The 19,611-nt window shown below is 71.0% G+C and carries 22 protein-coding genes and 1 tRNA gene; 6 read left to right on the top strand and 17 right to left on the bottom strand.

Annotated features, from left to right (window positions below):
* Window position 1: 1 nt before the first annotated feature.
* From ACF1BH_RS17115 to ACF1BH_RS17105, 3 genes are all read right to left on the bottom strand, one after another.
* Entirely contained in the window at window positions 2-1,051 is a 1,050-nt protein-coding gene (locus tag ACF1BH_RS17115; protein WP_391643278.1) for a bifunctional MaoC family dehydratase N-terminal/OB-fold nucleic acid binding domain-containing protein, read from the bottom strand.
* Entirely contained in the window at window positions 1,048-2,205 is a 1,158-nt protein-coding gene (locus ACF1BH_RS17110) for an acyl-CoA dehydrogenase family protein (RefSeq protein WP_391643277.1), read from the bottom strand. Before ACF1BH_RS17110 ends, ACF1BH_RS17115 begins: the two co-directional genes overlap by 4 nt.
* Before the next feature lie 122 nt (window positions 2,206-2,327).
* A complete protein-coding gene (locus ACF1BH_RS17105) occupies window positions 2,328-2,861 on the bottom strand; it encodes a GNAT family N-acetyltransferase (RefSeq protein ID WP_391643276.1) in 534 nt (177 codons plus the stop codon).
* A 422-nt stretch (window positions 2,862-3,283) separates the two neighbouring features.
* Between ACF1BH_RS17105 and ACF1BH_RS17100 the strand changes: the two genes are divergently transcribed.
* Both ACF1BH_RS17100 and ACF1BH_RS17095 read left to right on the top strand, forming a co-directional pair.
* Window positions 3,284-3,607 (top strand): hypothetical protein, encoded by a 324-nt coding sequence (locus ACF1BH_RS17100; RefSeq protein WP_391643275.1) that lies wholly within the window; start codon window positions 3,284-3,286, stop codon window positions 3,605-3,607.
* A gap of 92 nt (window positions 3,608-3,699) precedes the next feature.
* Window positions 3,700-3,954 (top strand): hypothetical protein, encoded by a 255-nt coding sequence (locus ACF1BH_RS17095; RefSeq protein ID WP_391643274.1) that lies wholly within the window; start codon window positions 3,700-3,702, stop codon window positions 3,952-3,954.
* 76 nt (window positions 3,955-4,030) lie between these two features.
* Here the strand turns inward: ACF1BH_RS17095 and ACF1BH_RS17090 are convergent, their stop codons facing one another.
* Window positions 4,031-4,633: an MFS transporter gene (locus ACF1BH_RS17090; RefSeq protein ID WP_391643273.1), complete on the bottom strand. Its 603-nt coding sequence runs from the start codon at window positions 4,631-4,633 to the stop codon at window positions 4,031-4,033.
* Window positions 4,633-4,953: a hypothetical protein gene (locus tag ACF1BH_RS17085; protein WP_391643272.1), complete on the bottom strand. Its 321-nt coding sequence runs from the start codon at window positions 4,951-4,953 to the stop codon at window positions 4,633-4,635. Before ACF1BH_RS17085 ends, ACF1BH_RS17090 begins: the two co-directional genes overlap by 1 nt.
* Window positions 4,954-5,559: 606 nt before the next feature.
* Between ACF1BH_RS17085 and ACF1BH_RS17080 the strand changes: the two genes are divergently transcribed.
* Entirely contained in the window at window positions 5,560-6,024 is a 465-nt protein-coding gene (locus tag ACF1BH_RS17080; protein WP_391643271.1) for a helix-turn-helix domain-containing protein, read from the top strand.
* A gap of 61 nt (window positions 6,025-6,085) precedes the next feature.
* Here the strand turns inward: ACF1BH_RS17080 and ACF1BH_RS17075 are convergent, their stop codons facing one another.
* The 6 genes from ACF1BH_RS17075 to ACF1BH_RS17050 form a co-directional block, all read right to left on the bottom strand.
* Complete coding sequence (locus ACF1BH_RS17075; RefSeq protein WP_391643270.1) at window positions 6,086-6,688, bottom strand: ClpP family protease; 603 nt, start codon at window positions 6,686-6,688, stop codon at window positions 6,086-6,088.
* Window position 6,689: 1 nt separating this feature from the next.
* The gene (locus ACF1BH_RS17070) at window positions 6,690-7,328 is read right to left on the bottom strand and encodes an ATP-dependent Clp protease proteolytic subunit (protein ID WP_391643269.1); all 639 of its coding nucleotides are present in this window, start codon (window positions 7,326-7,328) and stop codon (window positions 6,690-6,692) included.
* Between the two features lie 202 nt (window positions 7,329-7,530).
* Window positions 7,531-9,849 carry an ATP-binding cassette domain-containing protein gene (locus ACF1BH_RS17065; RefSeq protein WP_391643369.1) on the bottom strand — a complete coding sequence of 773 codons (2,319 nt, stop codon included), beginning with the start codon at window positions 9,847-9,849 and terminating at the stop codon, window positions 7,531-7,533.
* A gap of 317 nt (window positions 9,850-10,166) precedes the next feature.
* Window positions 10,167-10,580: a VOC family protein gene (locus ACF1BH_RS17060; protein ID WP_030288615.1), complete on the bottom strand. Its 414-nt coding sequence runs from the start codon at window positions 10,578-10,580 to the stop codon at window positions 10,167-10,169.
* Between the two features lie 91 nt (window positions 10,581-10,671).
* A complete protein-coding gene (locus ACF1BH_RS17055) occupies window positions 10,672-11,169 on the bottom strand; it encodes a helix-turn-helix transcriptional regulator (protein WP_391643268.1) in 498 nt (165 codons plus the stop codon).
* Window positions 11,170-11,261: 92 nt separating this feature from the next.
* Window positions 11,262-11,699, bottom strand: coding sequence for a hypothetical protein (locus ACF1BH_RS17050; RefSeq protein WP_391643267.1), 438 nt, complete (start codon window positions 11,697-11,699; stop codon window positions 11,262-11,264).
* Between the two features lie 387 nt (window positions 11,700-12,086).
* Here ACF1BH_RS17050 and ACF1BH_RS17045 point away from each other — a divergent pair, with 387 nt between their 5' ends.
* Window positions 12,087-13,010, top strand: coding sequence for a phenylalanine 4-monooxygenase (locus ACF1BH_RS17045; RefSeq protein ID WP_391643266.1), 924 nt, complete (start codon window positions 12,087-12,089; stop codon window positions 13,008-13,010).
* Between the two features lie 95 nt (window positions 13,011-13,105).
* On the opposite strand, the gene ACF1BH_RS17040 is transcribed toward ACF1BH_RS17045, so the two are convergent.
* Both ACF1BH_RS17040 and ACF1BH_RS17035 read right to left on the bottom strand, forming a co-directional pair.
* A complete protein-coding gene (locus ACF1BH_RS17040) occupies window positions 13,106-13,774 on the bottom strand; it encodes a hypothetical protein (RefSeq protein ID WP_391643265.1) in 669 nt (222 codons plus the stop codon).
* A gap of 514 nt (window positions 13,775-14,288) precedes the next feature.
* Complete coding sequence (locus ACF1BH_RS17035; protein ID WP_391643264.1) at window positions 14,289-14,609, bottom strand: DUF11 domain-containing protein; 321 nt, start codon at window positions 14,607-14,609, stop codon at window positions 14,289-14,291.
* A 242-nt stretch (window positions 14,610-14,851) separates the two neighbouring features.
* On the opposite strand from ACF1BH_RS17035, the gene ACF1BH_RS17030 reads away from it, so the two are divergent.
* The gene (locus ACF1BH_RS17030) at window positions 14,852-15,160 is read left to right on the top strand and encodes a transposase (protein ID WP_391643263.1); all 309 of its coding nucleotides are present in this window, start codon (window positions 14,852-14,854) and stop codon (window positions 15,158-15,160) included.
* 67 nt (window positions 15,161-15,227) lie between these two features.
* On the top strand, window positions 15,228-15,716 hold the full coding sequence (locus ACF1BH_RS17025) for a GNAT family N-acetyltransferase (protein WP_391643262.1): 489 nt from the start codon (window positions 15,228-15,230) through the stop codon (window positions 15,714-15,716).
* 215 nt (window positions 15,717-15,931) lie between these two features.
* Here the strand turns inward: ACF1BH_RS17025 and ACF1BH_RS17020 are convergent, their stop codons facing one another.
* The 4 genes from ACF1BH_RS17020 to ACF1BH_RS17005 all read right to left on the bottom strand — a co-directional run bounded on the left by ACF1BH_RS17020 (window position 15,932) and on the right by ACF1BH_RS17005 (window position 19,468).
* The gene (locus tag ACF1BH_RS17020) at window positions 15,932-16,183 is read right to left on the bottom strand and encodes a hypothetical protein (RefSeq protein ID WP_391643261.1); all 252 of its coding nucleotides are present in this window, start codon (window positions 16,181-16,183) and stop codon (window positions 15,932-15,934) included.
* A gap of 175 nt (window positions 16,184-16,358) precedes the next feature.
* Window positions 16,359-17,366 (bottom strand): hypothetical protein, encoded by a 1,008-nt coding sequence (locus tag ACF1BH_RS17015; RefSeq protein WP_391643260.1) that lies wholly within the window; start codon window positions 17,364-17,366, stop codon window positions 16,359-16,361.
* A gap of 373 nt (window positions 17,367-17,739) precedes the next feature.
* Window positions 17,740-17,827, bottom strand: a tRNA-Ser gene (locus ACF1BH_RS17010).
* A 42-nt stretch (window positions 17,828-17,869) separates the two neighbouring features.
* A complete protein-coding gene (locus tag ACF1BH_RS17005) occupies window positions 17,870-19,468 on the bottom strand; it encodes a trypsin-like peptidase domain-containing protein (RefSeq protein WP_391643259.1) in 1,599 nt (532 codons plus the stop codon).
* Window positions 19,469-19,611: the final 143 nt, after the last annotated feature.

The following is a 19,611-nucleotide window of genomic DNA, read 5'->3' as shown; positions in this document are numbered from 1 at the left end:
CTCAGCCCTCCTCCCGGGGCGCCCGCGCGGCCCCCGGCTCCGCGCGGAACACCGGCAGCTCCCACGCCCCCTTCGCGTCCCTGACCTGCTGAAACTCCAGCCGCACCGGCATCCCGATGCGCACCTCGTCGTACCGCACACCGGTGACGCCCGCGACCAGCCGCACCCCCTCGTCCAGCGCGATCAGCGCGACCGCGTACGGCGGGTCGAAGGCGGGGAACGGCGGATGGTGCATCACGACGTACGAGTGGACGGTGCCGCCACCGGCCGCCTCGACGGTGTCCCACTCCGGCGATCCGCAGCGCGCGCACCCCGGCAACCACGGCATCCGCAGCCGCCCGCAGCCGGTGCAGCGCTGGATCAGCAGCCGGTGCCCGGCCACACCCGCCCAGAATCCGGCGTTGTCGCGGTTGATCACGGGGCGGGGGCGGGCGGGCGCGGCGTCCGGGTTTCCCTCGCGGGACGCCGCGGGGGACTCGGGGTCTCCCTTACGGGGCGCGGCGGCGGGCTCGGGGTCTCCCTTACGGGCCGGCACGTACTTCAAGATCCGGAACCGGTGCGTTCCCGCCAGTTCGCCGCCCGCCCGGACGTCCATCCGCGTCGTGACGAAGTACCCGCTGCCCAGCTTCGTCGTCTTCCGCGGCGACACCGACTCGATGACCGCGTCGAAGGTGATCTCGTCGCCGGGCCGCAGCGGGCGCAGATACTCCTGCTCGCAGTCGGTGGCCACCACGGCGGTGCACCCGGCGCCGTCCAGCAGCGCGGACAGTTCGTCGTACGCGGACGAGCGGCCCTCGTGGCCGGAGAGGCCGCCCATCGTCCATGCCTGGAGCATCGTCGGCGGGGCGACGGCGTCCGGCCCCCGGTACGCGGGGTGGGCGTCGCCCATCGCCTCGCACCAGTGGCGGATCATCGCCGCGTTGACCGGGTCCTTACCGCGTCCGCCGGTCGCCGCGGGCCGCCCCTCGAACGCCTTGAGCCGCGCGTACAGCGCGTCGTCGCCGGTCACCGCCGCGTGCGGCGCGCCCCGCGCCGCGTCCCCACCGCTCACCGCCGCCCCCTCCGCATCCCCAGCCGCATGGTCGCGACCAGCTCCCGCTGGATCTCGCTCACCCCGCCGCCGAACGTGTTGATCTGCGCCGCCCGGTTCATCCGCTCCAGCACCCCGCCCCCGAAGGCGCCGGGCGCTCCGGCCCGGATCAGCGCCGCCTCGCCCACCGCCTCCTGGCACAGCCGGTACACCTCGACCGCGCTCTCCGTCCCGGCGAACTTCACCCCGGCGGCGTCGCCCGGCGCGAGCGTCCCGGCGCCGACGTCGCCGACCAGCCGCCAGTTCAGCAGCCGGGTCGCGGCCAGCCGGGCGTACGCCTCGGCCAGCCGGGACCGCACCCACGGGCGGTCCGCGGGCCGCCGCCCGGTCGCCGGATCGGGCGTCCGGGCGTGGGCGAGCGCCGCCTCGTAGACGTCCTCCGCCTGCATCCCGATGGCGGCGAGCGCGACCCGTTCGTGGTTGAGCTGGTGGGTGATCAGCCGCCAGCCGGTGTTCTCCGCGCCGACGAGGTTGTCCGCCGGGATCCGGACGCCGTCGTAGTACGTCGCGGTGGTCGTCAGCCCGCCGACCGTCTCGATGGGTGTCCAGGAGAAGCCGGGCGCGTCCGTCGGGACGAGCAGCAGGGAGATGCCGCGGTGTTTGGGCGCGTCCGGGTCGGTGCGGCAGGCGAGCCAGATCCAGTCCGCCTGGTGGGCGTTGCTGGTGAAGATCTTCGAGCCGTCGATCCGCCAGCCGTCACCGTCGCGGACCGCGCGGGTGCGCAGTGACGCCAGGTCGGTGCCCGCCTCCGGTTCGGTGTAGCCGATCGCGAAGACGGTCTCCCCGCTGAGGATGCGCGGCAGGAAGTACGCCTGCTGCCGCTCGGTGCCGTACGCCATCAGGGTCGGGCCGACGGTGTTGAGCGTGACCATCGAGACGGGTGCGCCCGCCCGGTACGCCTCGTCGAAGAAGACGAACTGCTCGTCGGGGCCGCGGCCCTGCCCGCCGTACTCCCGGGGCCAGCCGAGGCCCAGCATGCCGTCCGCGCCGATCCGCCGCAGCACGGCCCGCTGCGCGGCGGCCCTTCCGGGCGGCCCGTCCGGCATCAACTCACGGAAATAGGCGCGGAGTTCGGTGCGCAGTTCCTGCTGGCGTGCGGTGGGCGCGAGGTGCACGTCGACGGCCTCCCCTTCGGGGCGCGGACGGCGCGGAGTGCCCGCACCTCCAGGGTTTCTGACTGTCCGTCAGAAACCCTGGAGGTGTCAAGAGCCGGACGGCGGGCCGCCACGGGCCCGCCTCACGCCCCGTCCGACGCCTCCGCGACCTCGATCACCAGCTCCGGCCGGTCCCACCGCACCGCCGGCGGCCGCGCCCGGACCACGCCGACCGGCCGGGCACCGACGCTCCGGTAGAACCCCTCGGCGGGCGGATGGGAGACCACCCGCACCCGGTCGAGGCCGGCCCGGCGGGCCTCCGCCCGCAGATGGGCGACGAGCCGCCGCCCGACGCCCAGCCCCTGCGCCTCGTCGGCGACGAACAGCAGATCCAGCTCCGGCGGATCGAGCACCAGCGCGTAGAACCCGAGCACCCGGCGGCCGGCCCCGTCCGCCGCCCGCCCGGCCTCCGGCACCCCCGCCGCCTCCGCGACGAAGACCCGGTGCGTCTCGATGTAGTCGGGCCCGACGCGGTACCCCTCGACCATCGACGCGTACGGGCCCTCGTACGCGCGCGACGTCCGGACCAGCCGGCTCAGGCGGCGGGCGTCCCGGGGCGTGGCCCGCCGTACGGTCACCGCGCCGAAGCGCCGTCCGCCACCCGTTCCACCACGCATCAGACCCGCTCCCCCACCGTTCACTTTCGGCCTTCCGACGTTTTCGGGCCCGCCACGGGCCGCGCCGCCGGTACGTTTCGCAGAACCGATTCCGCCACTCCACCGTACCGCCCCGATCAGCACCGGAACCGTCCCGCCCGAAGCAAACCCCCACCCGTACCATCTTTCCGCTCCACCGCCGCCCGGCGCATTCCCCCCGAACGCGTACGAAGAATTCCGAGACGGCTGGACACCCGGACGAATTCCGCCGCCGGTATTCCACGAAAAGCGGCCTTTCCGGCCCCGCCACAGCAATCCGGGAATCTCCGCAAGAGTTTCCGTACCGCCATCTCGGCACTCTCGGCCAAAGGATTGCCGGGCCGTTCCGCACCCGGCCCGCCGGTAGTTTCCTGGTCGCCACGAACCGACTCAGGGGGGTTTTCATGACCACCGGCATCAGGGGCTGCGACAACCAGTCGAACTCCCAGGTCTCCTTCGTCAACAAGGAGCACCCCGGCGACAGCAGGTCCGTGGGGCCCAGGACGTACGACGGCGGGGTGTACGCCTGGATCTCGCAGCACAAGGACAACCCGCTCAACGTCCAGACGGGCCGCGGCAACTGCATCGTGTGGGACGAGGACTGGAAGGTCAAAGGCCAGTGGAACGACGGTAGCGGGGAGTTCGTCCTCGCCGAGGTCCACAGCAGTCCGCAGGACTACGGCATGACCGTCAGCATGACCGGCGACATCACCCTTTCCGCGAAGTGACCCACCGGGCACCGGCGGCCGTTCCCTCGGCCGTGCCGCCGGCGCCTCGACCGCACCGCGCACGACGCCGGAAAGGGAGTACCACCGTGTCCATGTCGGACTGGACGATCAGTAACTCCAAGGAGAACAACACGGGAAACTGGGTGTACTACGTGTGCACCGTTTTCGCGCAATTCGCCAACATCCATTTCAGCCGGCACGTCGACGTTCCCGGCCAGGACCACATGGCGACCAACGACAATCAGTATTACTACTACGGCGTCACCGGCACCTTCAACACCCCGAACATGCCGGCGTCCGTCCGCCAGGCCCTCGTCGACGCGTGGAACAACTACTTCACGGTCTGACCGCCCGCCGACGGCCGATGCCGCTGCCCCCGGGACATCCGGCGGACAGCGGCATCTCCCCGCCGGGACGCGGGCCTCAGACCGCCGGACCGTCCGCCGCGTCCGCGCCGCCCCGCCGCCGGTCGACGAGCGAGATCCCGCCGAGGGCCAGCAGCGCCACGACGGACACCCCCGCCACCAGCCACATCGCGGCCTGGGTACCGTGCGCGAACATCCGCTGGAAGAGGTCGGTGACCTCCGTCGGAGCGAGCGAGGTGTGCCGCGTCAGCAGCGCCGCGGCCCGCTCCGGGCCGGCGGCGACCTCCCGCGTCCAGGAACCGCCCTGCGCGCCGAGCTCCGACGTCAGATACGCGTCCGCCCGCACCCGGTAGAGGACGATGCCGACCGCGAGGCCGATCGCGCCGCCCAGGTTGTGGAACGTCCAGGACGAACCCATCGCCAGGCCCGCCTGCCGCTCCGGCACCGACGACAGCGCCGAGACGGTGGCCGGGCCCAGCGCACAGCCCCAGGCCAGGCCCATCGCCACCAGCGCCGCCACGATCACGGTGAGCGGCGCGTCCGCGGTGAGCCGGGTGAACAGCAGCGCCGCGACGGTGAACAGCGCGAAGCCGGTCAGCAGCAGCCGGCGCGGCCCGAACCGGTCGGTGAGCCGCCCCACGAACGGCGACAGCGCCGCCATCACCGCGGTCGGCGCCGGAATCCCGCATGATCCGGGACCTTCACCGCCTCGTCCCACCGCAACACCTGCGTGGGGACGGTGAGTCGGCCGAGGATTTCCTCGTCGCGCGCCCGCCGGTCGTCACCGGCGCGCAACGCACGGGCATACGCCTCCTGAGGAGGGACACCGCGGAAATTGGAGCGCTGAACGGTGTCGGCTACGGCGGTGGTCAGCTCGCCGAACGCACTGCGGTTGACGAGTTCCACGCTGTCCGGATGGGGCAGCACCTCCTCGCGTACGGCTTTCACCACCTCGTCGGGGATGAAGTGCGGTACGTGCACGGCGAGGGCTTCCCCCCTCGGCGAGCGCCAGAGTGCCCTCGTGCACGAGTTCGCGTGCGCGGGTACGTCTTATGACGGTCATCGTGTCCTTCCGGGTGCGCGGGAAAGGTGGGCGCGGTACCGCCGCCCGGGAATCGTTTCCCGGTCATCGCACACGGTCCGGCAAACCCGGTCAACCGACGTCGCGGTGGTGTAATGCAGCGTTAAAACAGCGAGGACAAACGGCTCCCGAGCACCCTGCGGGGCGTCGCGGAAAGCGGTCGGAATTTACAGCAGAAAGGGCCGACGCCCCGTCAAAATCTGGGCAGAAAAGCACTCCTGACCGGGAATAGTCAGGTCAGGGGTGGTGGCGTGAATGCCTCGGGAGGTGAGGCGCCGCCGGACGCGGCCGGGAGGCGGGCGAGGCGCCGCCCGGGGCCGGAATCGGCCCCTCGGCCGGTCCCCCGTCCGCCTCCGCCGGACGCGGCCGGGAGGCCCCGCGGCAGGGCTCGCCCGGCAAGGCCCCCCGGCTCGCGCCAAGCCCCGCCCCGCGGCGTTCCGCCCCGCTTCACCCAGGGCGGAACGCCGCGCCCTTCCCCCGGCGCCCCGGATCCCTACGCTGAAGGGGTGAGCACTCATGCGCGGAACGAAGCCCACGTCATCCCGCTGCGCCCGCAGCCCTCCCAGCCCTCTCAGCCCTCCCGGCCGGGTTCCGGCGCGGCGACGCACCCGCCGCGGCGACCGGCCGGCGACCCACCGGCGCCCGCGCCCCGCGAGCCCCTGTGGCGCGACCTCGTCGGCCATGCGCTGCGGCGCGAACGGCTGGCCCAGCAGCGCACGTTGAAGGAGGTCGCGGAGGCCGCCCGGATCTCGATGCCGTACCTCTCGGAGCTGGAGCGCGGCCGCAAGGAGGCGTCGTCCGAGGTGCTCGCGGCCGCCGCCCGGGCCCTCGGGCTCGACCTCGCCGACCTGCTCTCGCTCACCCAGGACGAGCTGACCCGGCACGTCCGCGGCCGGGCGGGCCGCAGCCGGACGGGCCGCAGCCGCACCTCGCCCACGGCCCGGTACGACGCCCTCGGCCTCGCCGCCTGACGGACCGCGGCCGCTGCGGCGGGGCACCGCCGCAGCGCCGACCGACTGCCGAACCCGCAGGTCAGGCAGGGAGGAGCCGTCGGCTCAGCACCTCGTCGGCGAGCCCGTAGGCGACGGCTTCCTCGGCGGTGAGCACCTTGTCCCGGTCCATGTCCGCGCGGAGCGTCGCCACGTCGTGGTGGGTGTGCCGGGACAGCACCTCCTCGGCCTGCGCCCGGATACGGGCCATCTCCTTGGCGGCGAGGCCCAGGTCGGAGACGGTGCCCTGCTGTCCGCCGCTGGCGGGCTGGCCGAGCAGTACCCGCGCATGCTCCAGCACGAACCGCCGCCCGGGGTCGCCACCGGCCAGCAGCACCGCCGCCGACGACGCCGCCTGCCCGACACAGCAGGTGGAGATCGGCGCCCGTACGTAGGTCATCGTGTCGTAGATCGCCATCAGCGAGGTGAACGAGCCGCCGGGCGAGTTGAGGTAGAGCGAGATCTCGCTCTCCGGGCTCGCCGACTCCAGGTGCAGGAGCTGCGCGATGACCACATTGGCGACCCCGTCGTCGATCTCGGTCCCGACGAAGATGATCCGCTCGTTCAGCAGCCGGCTGAAGACATCGGAGGACCGCTCGCCCTGCGGCGTCCGCTCGGTGACGTAAGGAACCGTGTACGCCCCCATGTCACAGCCCCATCCGTCGGTGCGCCGTGGTCGGGCGGATGTCGGCGAGCGACTCCACCACCCGGTCCACCATGCCGTACTCCCGGGCCTGTTCGGCAGTGAACCAGCGGTCGCGGTCGCCGTCCCGCATGATCGTCTCCTCGCTCTGCCCGGTGTGCTCGGCGGTGATCCGCGCGAGGGTCTCCTTGGTGAACTGGTGGTTCTCCGCCTGGATTTCGATGTCCGCGACGGTGCCGCCGATGCCCGCCGACGGCTGATGCATCATGATCCGCGCATGCGGCAGCGCGAACCGCTTGCCGGGCGCCCCCACGGTGACCAGGAACTGTCCCATGCTGGCGGCGAACCCCATCGCCAGCGTCGCGACATCGTTCGGGATGAGGCGCATCGTGTCGAAGATCGCCAGGCCCGCGGAGACCGAACCACCGGGGCTGTTGACGTACAGGCAGATGTCGGTGCGCGGATCGTCCGCCGACAGCAACAGAAGCTGGGCGCACACCCGGTTGGCCGACACGTCGTCGACCTGGGTACCGAGGAGGACGATGCGCTGGGCGAGCAGCTGGGTCGCGAGATGGTCGTCGAAGCGGCTGGGCGGGGTGTCGCCGTCCTCCGCGCGGGGCGGACGGGTGGTGAGTGGAGTCATCCGATCTCCTCATCGGGGCAGGAACGCCGTCGACCCCACTCTTCGCCCCGGACGCCCGCCCGGTACCGCTTCTCTGCCCGCCGCAGATTCGCCACGGGCAGAGCGAACGGCACACACCCCGCCTGACCTGCGACGTCACGGGCAGGCGGCAGGGCCGGCCGGCACCACCGGCCCCGCCGCACCGGCCCGCTCCGCCCGCCCGTCATTCCCCCACGTACGCCGCCAGATGCTCGCCGGTCACGGTGGAACGCGCGGCGACGAGCGCGGCGGGCGTCCCCTCGAAGACGACCCGGCCACCGTCGTGCCCCGCGCCGGGCCCCAGATCGACGATCCAGTCCGCATGCGCCATGACCGCCTGGTGGTGCTCGATGACGATCACGGACTTACCGGAGTCGACCAACCGGTCGAGCAGCCCGAGGAGTTGCTCGACATCCGCCAGATGCAGACCGGTCGTCGGCTCGTCCAGGACGTAGACACCGCCCTTGTCGGCCATGTGGGTGGCCAGCTTCAGGCGCTGGCGTTCCCCTCCGGAGAGCGTGGTGAGCGGCTGCCCGAGGGTGAGATAGCCGAGGCCGACATCGGCCAGCCGCTCAAGAACCTTGTGGGCGGCGGGGGTTCGCGCCTCCCCGGCGGCGAAGAACGCCAGCGCCTCGGCGACCGGCATCGCCAGCACCTCGGCGATGTCCCGCCCGCCGAGCCGGTACTCCAGGACCGCGGCGTCGAAGCGCCGCCCCTCGCAGTCCTCGCAGGTGCTGGCCACCCCGGCCATCATCGCCAGATCGGTGTAGATCACCCCGGCGCCGTTGCACGTCGGGCAGGCGCCCTCGGAGTTGGCGCTGAAGAGCGCCGGCTTGACCCCGTTGGCCTTGGCGAACGCCTTACGGATCGGGTCGAGCAGCCCGGTGTACGTCGCCGGGTTGCTCCGCCGCGACCCGCGGATCGGGCTCTGGTCGACGGAGATGACGCCCAGCTCCTCCGGGATCGAGCCGTGCACCAGCGAACTCTTGCCGGAGCCCGCGACACCGGTGATCACGGTGAGCACTCCGAGCGGCAGATCGACGTCCACGTCCCGGAGGTTGTTGGCGTGCGCGCCGCGGATCTCCAGCGCACCGGCCGGCTCCCGTACCGCCGCCTTGATCCGGGCGCGGTCGTCGAGATGGCGCCCGGTGACGGTGTCACTGCCGCGCAGCCCGGCGACGTCCCCCTCGTAGCAGACCGTGCCGCCGCCCGTACCGGCGCCGGGCCCCAGGTCGACGACGTGGTCGGCGATCTCGATGACCTCCGGCTTGTGCTCGACGACCAGCACGGTGTTGCCCTTGTCGCGCAGCCGCAGCAGCAGCTCGTTCATCCGCCGGATGTCGTGCGGGTGCAGCCCCGCGGTCGGCTCGTCGAAGACATAGGTGACATCGGTGAGCGACGACCCCAGGTGGCGGACCATCTTGACGCGCTGCGCCTCACCGCCCGACAGGGTGCCCGCGGGGCGGTCCAGGGAGAGATAGCCGAGCCCGATCTCCACGAAGGAGTCGAGGCTCTGCCCGAGCGCGGTGAGCAGCGGCCGTACGGAGGGTTCCTGAAGGGTGCGGACCCACTCCGCGAGGTCCCGGATCTCCATCCGGCAGGCGTCCGCGATCGAGAGCTTCCCGATCGTGGCGGACCGGGCGTGCGCGGCGAGCCGCGTCCCGTCGCACTCGGGGCAGGGCGTGAAGGTGACCGCGCGCTCCACGAACGCCCGGACGTGCGACTGCATCGCCTCCTTGTCCTTGGCGAGCATCGACTTCCGGATGCGCGGGATCAGGCCCTCGTAGGTCATGTTGATCCCGGCGATCTTCATCCGCACCGGCTCGTGGTGCAGCAGATCGTGCAGTTCCTGCTCGGTGAACTTCTTGATCGGCTTGTCCGGGTCGAAGAAACCGGACTCCGCGTAGAGGCGGGAGTTCCAGCCACCGCCGGTGTAGCCGGGGATGGTGAACGCGCCCTCGTTGATCGACTTCGTGTCGTCGTAGAGCTGCGCCGGATCGAGGGCGGAGACCGTGCCGCGCCCCTCGCAGCCCGGGCACATCCCGCCCACCTTGTTGAAGGTGACCTTCTCCTTCTTGCCGTTCCCCACGGTGATCGCGCCCGCCGCCGACACCGACGGCACATTGAACGCGAACGCCCCGGGCGGACCGACGTACGGCTTCGCCAGCCGGCTGAAGAGGATCCGCAGCATCGCGTTGGCGTCGGTGACGGTGCCGACCGTGGACCGCGGGTCGGCGCCCATCCGCTGCTGGTCGACGCTGATCACGGTGGTCAGCCCGTCCAGCACATCGGCCTCGGGCCGCACCGGACTCGCCATGAAGCCCTGGAGGAACGCGCTGTACGTCTCGTTGATCAGCCGCTGCGACTCCGCGGCGATCGTGTCGAACACCAGCGAACTCTTCCCCGACCCGGACACCCCGGTGAACACCGTGAGCCGCCGCTTGGGGATCTCGATGTCGACGCCCCGCAGATTGTTCACCCGCGCACCGTGCACCCGGATCATCTCGTGGCTGTCCGCGAGATGCCGGCCACCCGCCGCCTGCCCCGCCGCCCCGCCGCCCGTACCCGCTCGCGTACCCGTGCCCCTGCTCATATCCCTCTCCCCTGCATCCCCACCACGTCCCGCCTCCTGCGCCTGCGCCTGCTAGGTCTTCTACGCCTGCTACGTCTTCCGTGCTCTCGTGTGCTTCGCCCTCGTCTGCTTCGTTCTCGTGTGCTTCGCTCGCGTCTCCGGCGTGTCCGTCTCCGGCGTGTCCGTCTCCGGCGTGTCCGTCTCCGGCGTGTCCGTCTCCGGCGTGTCCGTCTCCGGCGTGTCCGTCTCTACGACCGCGCCTGGGTGAAGCGCAGCATGTTCCCGGCCGGGTCCCGGAAGGCGCAGTCCCGCACGCCGTACGGCTGGTCGACCGGCTCCTGGAGCACCTCGCCGCCCGCGGCCCGGATCCGCTCGAAGGTGGCGTCGCAGTCGTCGGTCGCGAAGATCACCCCGCGCAGCAGCCCCTTGGCCAGCAGCTCCGCCATGGCCTGCCGGTCGGCGGGCGACGCGTTCGGATCGGCGAGCGGCGGTTCGAGGACGATGTTCACCCCCGGCTGCGACGGCGACCCGACGGTCACCCACCGCATCCCCTCGAACCCGACGTCGTTCCGTACCTCAAGGCCCAGAACGTCCCGGTAGAAGGCGAGCGCCCGGTCGTGATCGTCGACGGCGATGAAGCACTGCGAAAGCGTGATGTCCATGCGCCCGACGCTACGGTCCGACGGCCGGATCCGCTTCTCCAATCGTGACGGGTTCGGCGGGAGCGGAGTGCGCGCCCGCGAGGCCGCCGGGTCACGGGCCTGGCGAGGCGGTGCGGGCGACGGCTCCGGAACGGGCCCCGGCGGCACCAGCACCGGCTCCGACGCCGGCTCCGGCAGCCCCGCCCCCGGCTATCTCCCGCCTCCGCACCGGCCGCGTGAAGATCTTCGCGATGCACGGCGGCACCGCGGCCGCCGCCTCGTGGTCACGGGCCCGGTAGGCGCTCGGGCTCTCCCCCACCAGCTCCGTGAAGCGCGAGCTGAACGAGCCGAGCGAGGTGCACCCGACCGCGAAACAGACCTCGGTCACCGACAGGTCCCCGCGCCGCAGCAACGCCTTCGCCCGCTCGATCCGCCGCGTCATGACATACCCGTACGGCGTCTCCCCGAAGGCCGCCCGAAAGCTCCGCGAGAAGTGCCCCGCGGACATCAGCGCGACCCGCGCCAGGGCCGGGACGTCCAGCGGCCGGGCATACTCCCGATCCACCAGATCCCGCACCCGCCGCAGCCGCACGAGCTCCTCCACCGTCATACCCCCAGAGTGACACGGGGCACTGACAACCGACCGGGGCCGGAGGAACGGCCCGGCCCGCGCTCACGCCTGGCCCGGGCCCCGGCCCGCGCTCACGCCGGGCGCGGAGGCGCGACGGGCAGCTGCTCGCTGTGGAGCCAGGTGAAGGTGCGGTCGGGTTCGAGGCGGGCGTCGCCCCAGTGGATGGCGTGGATGCCGTCCTCCGCGTTCGCGGTGAAGAACAGGCAGACCAGCTTGGCGGCGGCGCCCAACGCCTCGAAGGTCTCGTGCAGCTCCTCGTACCTCTCGGTCTTCAGGTCGTCGCCGAGGGGGAACAGCCCGTCGTCCGGCTGCGGCCCGTGCCCCAGGAGCAGCCGGCGGCGCGTCGGGGAGGCGCCGGTACCCAGCCGGGCACGGGCGAGCGGCCGGGGCCGGTCGGCGTACTTGAAGGGGAAGAGCGCGCACTCGTGGATCACGGCGTACTCGTATCCCCGCACGTCACGCACGGCCTCGCCCAGCGCCCGCGCCGCATCCGCCAGATTTTCGCGCACAGCCTCCGCCAGGGTGACCCCGTAAGGGCTGCGTTTCTTCAGCCCCGCCGCGTGATGCGCCGCACGAGCGGTCCCATGCGCCCTGGCCAACGCCTCCGGAACCACCGCCGCGAGCCGCCCCGCATGCCGCCCGAACCGTTCCACCGCCCACTCCGACGGCATCCCCTGACCACCACCCACCCCGGACATCCGGAGCCCCCTCCCCTGTCGTCCGCCTCCGACCTGTGTGACAGGCCCACCGACCACCGACAAGGGAGCGATCCGGCCACGGCCCGGCAGGACGACGGGCCCAGGGCGCGACCGGCGCCGCTCCCGACACCCCCGGAGCCACACGGCACACGGCCCCGAATCCTTTCCCCCACCCCACCGGCCGTGCAGGATGCCCCTGTGATCGATTGGCTGAACCAGACCCCGCTGGATCCCCACGGTGTGCGCCTCGGCCGCGCCGAGGACCACCCCTCGTTCGCCGATCACGCCTACGTCAGCCGCCGGAACGCGATCGTGGCCGCGGCCAAGGGCCACCGCGTCGGCGCCCCCTCGCCCCCGGTCGCGTACGAGGTCACCGAACACGCCACCTGGCGCACCGTGCACGCCGCCCTCACCGAGGCGCAACAGGGACGCGTGTGCCGGGCGGTGCTACGGGCCCGCGAGACGGCGCCGATCCCCGCCGACCGCATCCCGCAGCACGAAGAGGTCTCCGACCGCCTGCAACCGCTGACCGGATTCCGTTTCACGCTCGCCGGCGGCATCGTCCCGAACAAGCGCTTCCTGGGTGCCATGGCGGACGGCTACTTCCACGCCGTCCAGTACGTCCGCCACCCCGCGATGCCGCTCTACACCCCGGAACCCGACATCCTCCACGACGTCTTCGGCCACGGGATCCACCTCTCCGACCCCTGGTTCGCCGACCTCTACCGCACCGTCGGCCGCGCCGCCGCCCGCGTGCGGTCGGTTGACGCCCTGGACCTGATCAGCCGCGTCTACTGGTTCACCCTCGAATACGGCCTCGCCCGGGAGAACGGGCACCCCAAGGTCTACGGCGCCGCCCTCCTCTCCTCCTACGGCGAACTGGCCCACTTCCCCCGCGCCACCATCCGCCCCTTCCGCATCCCCGACCTCGTCCGCCTCCCGTACCAGGTGGCGGGCTACCAACAGGTCCTCTTCGCCGTCGACTCCCTGCCCCAACTGGCAGACGCCCTACACGATTTCCTCGACGCCTTCGACGAGGACACCGGCGCCCGCCTCGGCCTGCCACCCCTCGCCGAACGGGGGTTCATGGCCCGGCCGGGATCACCTGCGTCCCGAGGCTGACCCCTCCGGCGCGATGAGCGCCCAGGCAACAGCCTCGGCACCGGCTGCCCCACCACCCCGACCGCTCCGGCCATTCCCGCCACTCCGACCGGTGGTCAGCGGCTTTTCCTCTCCCCCGCAGCCACCTGCACGCCGTACAGCACGGCCTGCGTATAGACGAGCCTCGCATCCAGCGCTCCGGTGTCTGCGCGGTACAGGCCGTCATGGAAGTCGAGGCCGACCTTCCGCGCACCGTCCCCGCCCCGCACCCGCCAGCGGGCACGCTGAGGCTTGCCCCACAGCGAACGGCCCGGGTGCAGGTCACCGCCCACCAGATAGACCACCGCCAGGACGGCCCACAGAGGTGAGAACGCCCAATACGCGATCCAACCGCGGATATTCCCCTTACGGGCGACCGCACTGCACCGATTCCCCTCATCCTCGATCCGCCATTGCCGCCGAATTCCCGGCGAAGAGCCCCCGCGGACGATCCGGCCCGCGCAGCGGCCGGCTCCGTCATGCACCGCGTATGCGGCCCGGGAGTACGCGGCAACTGGCTGCGGAGTGACGGTGCACAGCGTCCGGACGGGCTCTTCCGCCGTCGTCAGGGTGAAGGCCGGCTCGCGGTCGCTGCTTCCGCTGTAGCGATGAACCCGGGCCAGCACCAGTTCGTCGGTGACCCCGTTCGTCCTCGATTGAAGGGCTCCCCATGCCTCATGCCCCGGCAACGCCCGAAACCGCCTCGCTGCTTCGCTCCGCGAAAACCGGAACGTGACCTCACCCATACGCGATACCCCCTGCTTCGACGTACCCCATCACCGAACCGCCCCCGGCCGCCCCTCAACAGACACAAGGCAACGCACTCAAGCACACAAGAAACTCAAGGCACACGCAAAAGGTCCCCTCCTCATCACGAGGAAGGGACCTTCTCCAGAGCGCCCGGCAGGCCTTGCACCTACATTTCCCACCGGTTGGTGGGCGTCTTTCCTTGGACCACAGACGCACGCTCCACCCGCCGTTCCCGGAGGCGAAGTTGCATCATGATCATATCTGATCCCGACCGCCCCCGCGAACACCATGAGCTTCAGCCCCGGCCGGGAGTCTCCGGCCGGGGACCGTCCACCTGCGGAGGCCCGCCAGGAGGTGGGGCGTTCGGCGAGCGGCGGGCAGTCGTGGTCCGCGCACGGAGATCACGCGCGGCACGGAAATCAGGCGTGGCGGGGCCAGGGGACAGGGTGCGGCTTCCGTAGTGGACCCGCCCGGAGAACCACACCCTGGGGAGCGGCGAGGCGACACACCTCAGTCGTCGGTGGCGCAGGGGTTGCAGCAGGCGGAGGCCGGTTCGGCGCAGCCGAGGACCGTGTCGGTGTTGTTGCTGGTGTCGGGGTCCGTCTCGTTGGCCGCGGCCGTGGCGGTGTTGGTGATCCGGCCGGCCCGGGTGGCCTTGGCCCGCAGGACGAGCGTGGTGGCGGCGCCGTCGGCGAATTCGCCCACGCGCCACACCCCGGTGGCCGGATCGTAGCCGCCGACGCCGTCGGCGGACAGGAACGCGAGACCGTCGGGGAGTTGGTCGGTGACGGTGACGCCGGTGGCGTCGTTCGGGCCGCCGGGCCGGGTCATCCCGGCGGAAGCGGGGCCGCCTGCCAGGCATGGGCGGGACCCCGCAACAAACCGACCGGTGAGCCCCCGAGAATTCGCATAAGGCGTCGCAGCATCCCTCCAATGCCCTGATATGGGCATCACTTTCTGACAGAACCTGGGAAAGGCGGTCCTGCACTGGCAGGGTGGGCTCACCCTGAAAGCCCGTAACACGATCTGCTCGCCGAACACAACGCGGCGGGCGAACTGGACTGGCCCCGCCCGTGGCTGGACGGCCCGGCCGCCCTCACCGCCGACCCGACGCACTTCTCGGCGACAAGGGCTACGACTCCAAACCCAACCGCCGCGAGCTGCGCAAGCGCCGGATCCTGCCGGTCATCTCACGCAAGGGCGCACCCGACATCAAGGACCTGGGCGAACTCCGGTACGTCGTCGAGGAGACCTTCGCCCTGCTCCACCAGTTCAGACGCCTCGCCGTCCAATGGGAACGCCGAACCGAATTCCACGACGCCTTCGTCGCCCTGGCCTGCAGCCTCATCTGCTGGAGACGCCTCAAGAAGGCCCGGTCGTGATCGTCTTACGAGTTCCTGCCGCCGAAATCGATTGGTGAAGGCGGCGCACCTCGGCCATAGAACTCTCATGACCTGGCAGCTGGCCCCCGAAGCCTTCGGCACAGTGGTCGCGACCCGCCTGCGCCGTGACTACTACGACGAGGTCGCCAGCCGCTACTGGAAGCGACCCGCGACCTCTGAGGAGATCGACCAGGGCCTGGCCAACGACGGCGTGGAACTGTTGACGCCGCCCACGGGCCAGTTCGTCGTGGGTCGCTTCGGCGGGGAGGCTGTCGCCTGCGGCGGGCTGCTGATGTTGGATCCCGAGCGCGCCGAGCTCACCCGCATTTACCTGCGTCCCGCCTTCCGAGGCAAGAAGGGCGCCAGCCTCCTGCTGGAGCTGCTGGAGAGTGAGGCACGCCTACTCGGCGCCTCCCGGACGGTCCTCAACACCCGCCTCGACCTGGTTGAGGCCCGCTCGCTGTACGTCCGCCACGGCTACCACGAGATCCCGGCGTACTGCACGGGTCTGTACGTCGAGATCTGCTACGGCAAGGATCTCGGCCGGTCCGACTGACCAGCTCGCGCTTTCCCGGATGTATTACTTCCACCCAAAACCGGGGCGATGGCGTCGGCCGCAGTTTGCCTGCACGAGCCCTCAAGATCGTGTTACAGGCTCTAAGGGCTGCCGGTGAAGTGAACGAAGCCACCTTGCTTTATTCGGTTATGCCAGTACCCGGAAAAACCAGAAGGCCCGCCGGTAGAACCGGCGGATGCTTCGGAAGGCGTGGGTCAGAAGGCCAGACGGCCGGCCAGAGTACGGATCGGCGCGAGAAGCAGCGAATCGGCGCCGCTTCCCAGAACGTTTTCCAGGGTGAGATTTCCGACGCCCTGGTAATTGTACGAGTTTCCGTTGTTGATGTCGCTGATGACGCTTCCGTCGTCACCTCGACCGTCGGCATAGGCCAAGGGGCAACCCATCACTGCGAGCATGACGCCGCCGACGATCAGCGCGCGAAGCGCATTCATTTTCGGTTTCCTCATGTTGTGACCTCCTCGGGATCACTCGAATCGAGATGAGGTGGACTAGTGTGCGGACACCGCGAGCCAATTCAGCTTCACCGCGCCACCGAAACCGTGGGGCATTCGGCCATGCTGGTCACCGTAATTGGGCGGTGCTCAGGTTGAGTGGCGGAGTCTCACCCGGGCGAGGCCTTGGTCAGGCTGCTCTGATCTCTCCAAGTGGGCGGTAGCCGGCCCAGCAGGGCGTGTCCAGGCGCAGAACGCCGGTGCCGCCGGTGCCGCCGTCGCAGTAGCTGGAGGGAACAGCCGATTTCAGGAAGGCCCCACTGGGGTCGATGTCGGTTCCCCGGTACGGCGCTCCGGCGAAGCTGAAGACGCCGACGTTGAGGGAGTCGTACCCGCAGCCGGGGTTGGAGGTGAAGCAGGCAGTGTTTTCACCGATTGGTGGATTGCCGTAATGGGTGGTGTTGAACGCCACAGTCCAGATGACCTGCGAGGGGAGCGTAGTCCCTGTCGGGAAGTTGAAAGTCAGCAGTTGCCCGATCGAGTTGGCGCACAGTCCGGTGTTCGTGTTCAGGAACTTGCCCGCGTCGGTGCCTGTGCAGTTGGTCAGATCTGCCGACGGCCGGTAGGCGATCGTCTGCGTCTGGGTCACCGACGCCAGGAGAGCGCCCGGAGCGGGGGTACCCGAGGAGTTGTCCACCGCGTAGATCTTCGCCGTGATGGGGTGCGTGAACGTCGCACCGGAGTTGGTGACGCAGTTACCGGTATTCCAGTGCCCGCTAACGCTGCAACCATAGCTTTGGAAAAGCACCCGCAGTTGCGTGAGATTACGACCAACGGGAAGGGGACCATCCTCATCGCCGAACTCGCTCGTGCCCGTCGCCTCGTATCCGAGGCTAGGCACCTGGGAGCACTTCAGGATGTCCGCAGGCATGGCCGTATAGACGATGTTGTTGTCCTGCGAGCCAGTGCTGCACGGCTCCGGCGGGGGAGGCGTCGGCCCGGTGGCGGTGATACTTCCGACACCCTGGAAGTTATATGAATTTCCGTTGTTGATATCCCGGATCGCTTTACACTTGCCGTGCTCGCACTCCTTACCGTCACCTTTTCCATCCGCAGGAGCGAGCGGAGTGGTCACCGCCCCCATGACGGCTAGGGAGAAAAACGCTGCACACAACTTTTGCTTGACTGACAGTCGCATCGGCTTTTCCATAAAGCTCGGCTGAGCCTCAAGCTAAAAGATGACAACATCCAAGATTTTGCGATGGAAACGCATACAGTGCGCCATGTGGCGCAGCTGATATCACTGCGCCAGCCCTTTCACACAGCTGCTCGTGGCGAAGGCGGAGACAGCGGATGGCCTCACCGGCCCCCACGAGGCGATCAGAAGCCGGGGCACTTAAGCACCCGGCCGCCAGCGCCCGCCCCAGGCAGCGTGAACCCTCTGCACGTGCCACACCCGTGCCAGACAGCGCGGCCGCACGCGGCCATGAGCGGTCAGCGCCGGGCCAATGGCGCTGGAAAAAGAAAGCGGCCCCTGACCGGGAAATCCCAGGTCAGGGGCCGTATACCTGCGGAGGCTGTGGGATTTGAACCCACGGTGAGGGATCACCTCACGACAGTTTTCAAGACTGTTCCCTTAGGCCGCTCGGGCAAGCCTCCCCGCGGCAGCGCCGGGCGGTGCCGCGGGGTCAGGGTAGCGCGTCACTTGTCTCCTGTGCGCTGGCCCAGGGTGACTTCGGCGGTGTGCTCCTTGCCGTTGCGCTGGAAGGTCAGGGTGATCTTGTCGCCGGGCTTGTGCTGCCAGATCTCGCTGATCAGGGTGGGGCCGCTGTCGATGACGGTGTCGTCGAGTTTGGTGATCGTGTCGCCGGGGCGCAGGCCCGCGCGGTCCGCCGGGCCGTTCGGGGTGACGGAGTCGGAGCCGCCGTTTCCGGTCTCGGCGATGGTCGCGCCGTTGCCGGTGTCCTTCATCGAGACCTGGACGCCGATCTGCGGGTAGATCGGCTGGCCCGTACGGATCAGGTCCTGGGCGACGCGGCGGGCCTGGTCGATCGGGATGGCGAAGCCCAGGCCGATGCTGCCGGACTGTTCGCCCTCGCCGCCCATGCCGCCGTTGCCGGCCGACTGGATCGCGGAGTTGATGCCGATGACGTTGCCGCCGGCGTCCATCAGGGGGCCGCCGGAGTTGCCGGGGTTGATGGACGCGTCGGTCTGCAGGGCGCTCATGTACGAGGCGCTGGAGCCGCCGCCGTCGCTGGAGGCGACCGGGCGGTCCTTGGCGCTGATGATGCCGGTGGTGACGGTGCCGGAGAGGCCGAAGGGGGCGCCGATGGCGATGGTGGCGTCGCCGACCTGTACCTGGGAGGACTTGCCGAGCGGCAGCGGGTTCAGCTTGGCGCCCGAGGCGTTCTTCAGCTTGATGACGGCGACGTCGTAGCCCTGGGCCCGGCCGACGACCTCGGCGGCGTACTTCTTGCCGTCGGAGAACGTCGCGGTGAGCCGGCCGCCTTCGGCGGCGCTGGCGACGACGTGGTTGTTGGTGAGGATGTGGCCCTGCTTGTCGTAGACGAAGCCGGTGCCGGTGCCGCCCTCGCCGGTCGCGCCCTGCGCCTCGATGGTGACGACGCTGGGCAGCGCCTTCGCCGCTATCCCGGCGACGGAGGTCGGCTTGCGGTTGAGGGCGCCGGTGTCGCCGGAACCGGTGACCGTCGTCGAGGCGTGGTCGTCGCGGCCCGCGGCCCAGAAGCCGATACCGCCGCCGACACCGCCCGCGACCAGCGCGGCCACCAGCACCGCGGCGACGAGTCCGCCGCTGCGCCGCCGGGGCGGCTGCGCGTCCGGGGCGCCCCAGCCGTTGCCGCCGCCACCGCCGCCGTACGGGGGCTGCTGTCCGCCCCAGCCGCCGCCACCGCCGTACGACGGCAGCTGAGCGGTGGGCTCACCACCGGGGGCGCCCGGAGCGCCGTACGCGCCGGGGGCGGACGGGCCGGAGGCGCCGGGCCCCGGCGCACCGGGGTGCCCGGCCGGGCCGTGCGGCGGCTCCTGGCCGGAGGCGGCAGGACCGGCGGGGGGACCGGACGCGGCGGGTCCGGAAGCCGTGCCACCGGGCGCCGTGGGTCCGGGCTCTCCGCCAGGGGCGAACCCGGGGGCCGGGGCCGCCGTGGGCGGGGGCGGGGTGCCCGGGGCCGACGGGGCAGCCGGGGCGGCGGAGGCGGACGTGGGTGCGCCGGCCGGCGCCTGGGGCGCCGTTTGCGGCTCGGCCTCCGGCGGGACGGAAGCGCCCTCGTTCTCGGTGCTCACAGCTCTCTCCTCGCTCACGACTGTGCCGGCCCGCGGCCCGCCCCTGGGCGTCCGGTCGGCCGGGGCGCCCTGTGGCGCTCCGGTCCGCCGCGGTACGGGGCCGGGCTCCGGTGTCCGGACGTTCCGGTCCTCGGTGCCGGGGA

Origin of the sequence: Streptomyces sp. NPDC014733 (genome assembly GCF_043083385.1) — a bacterium.
Lineage (GTDB): Bacteria > Actinomycetota > Actinomycetes > Streptomycetales > Streptomycetaceae > Streptomyces.
Note: the sequence above shows the minus strand (reverse complement) of the source record. Positions and strands in the feature narration are given on the sequence as shown.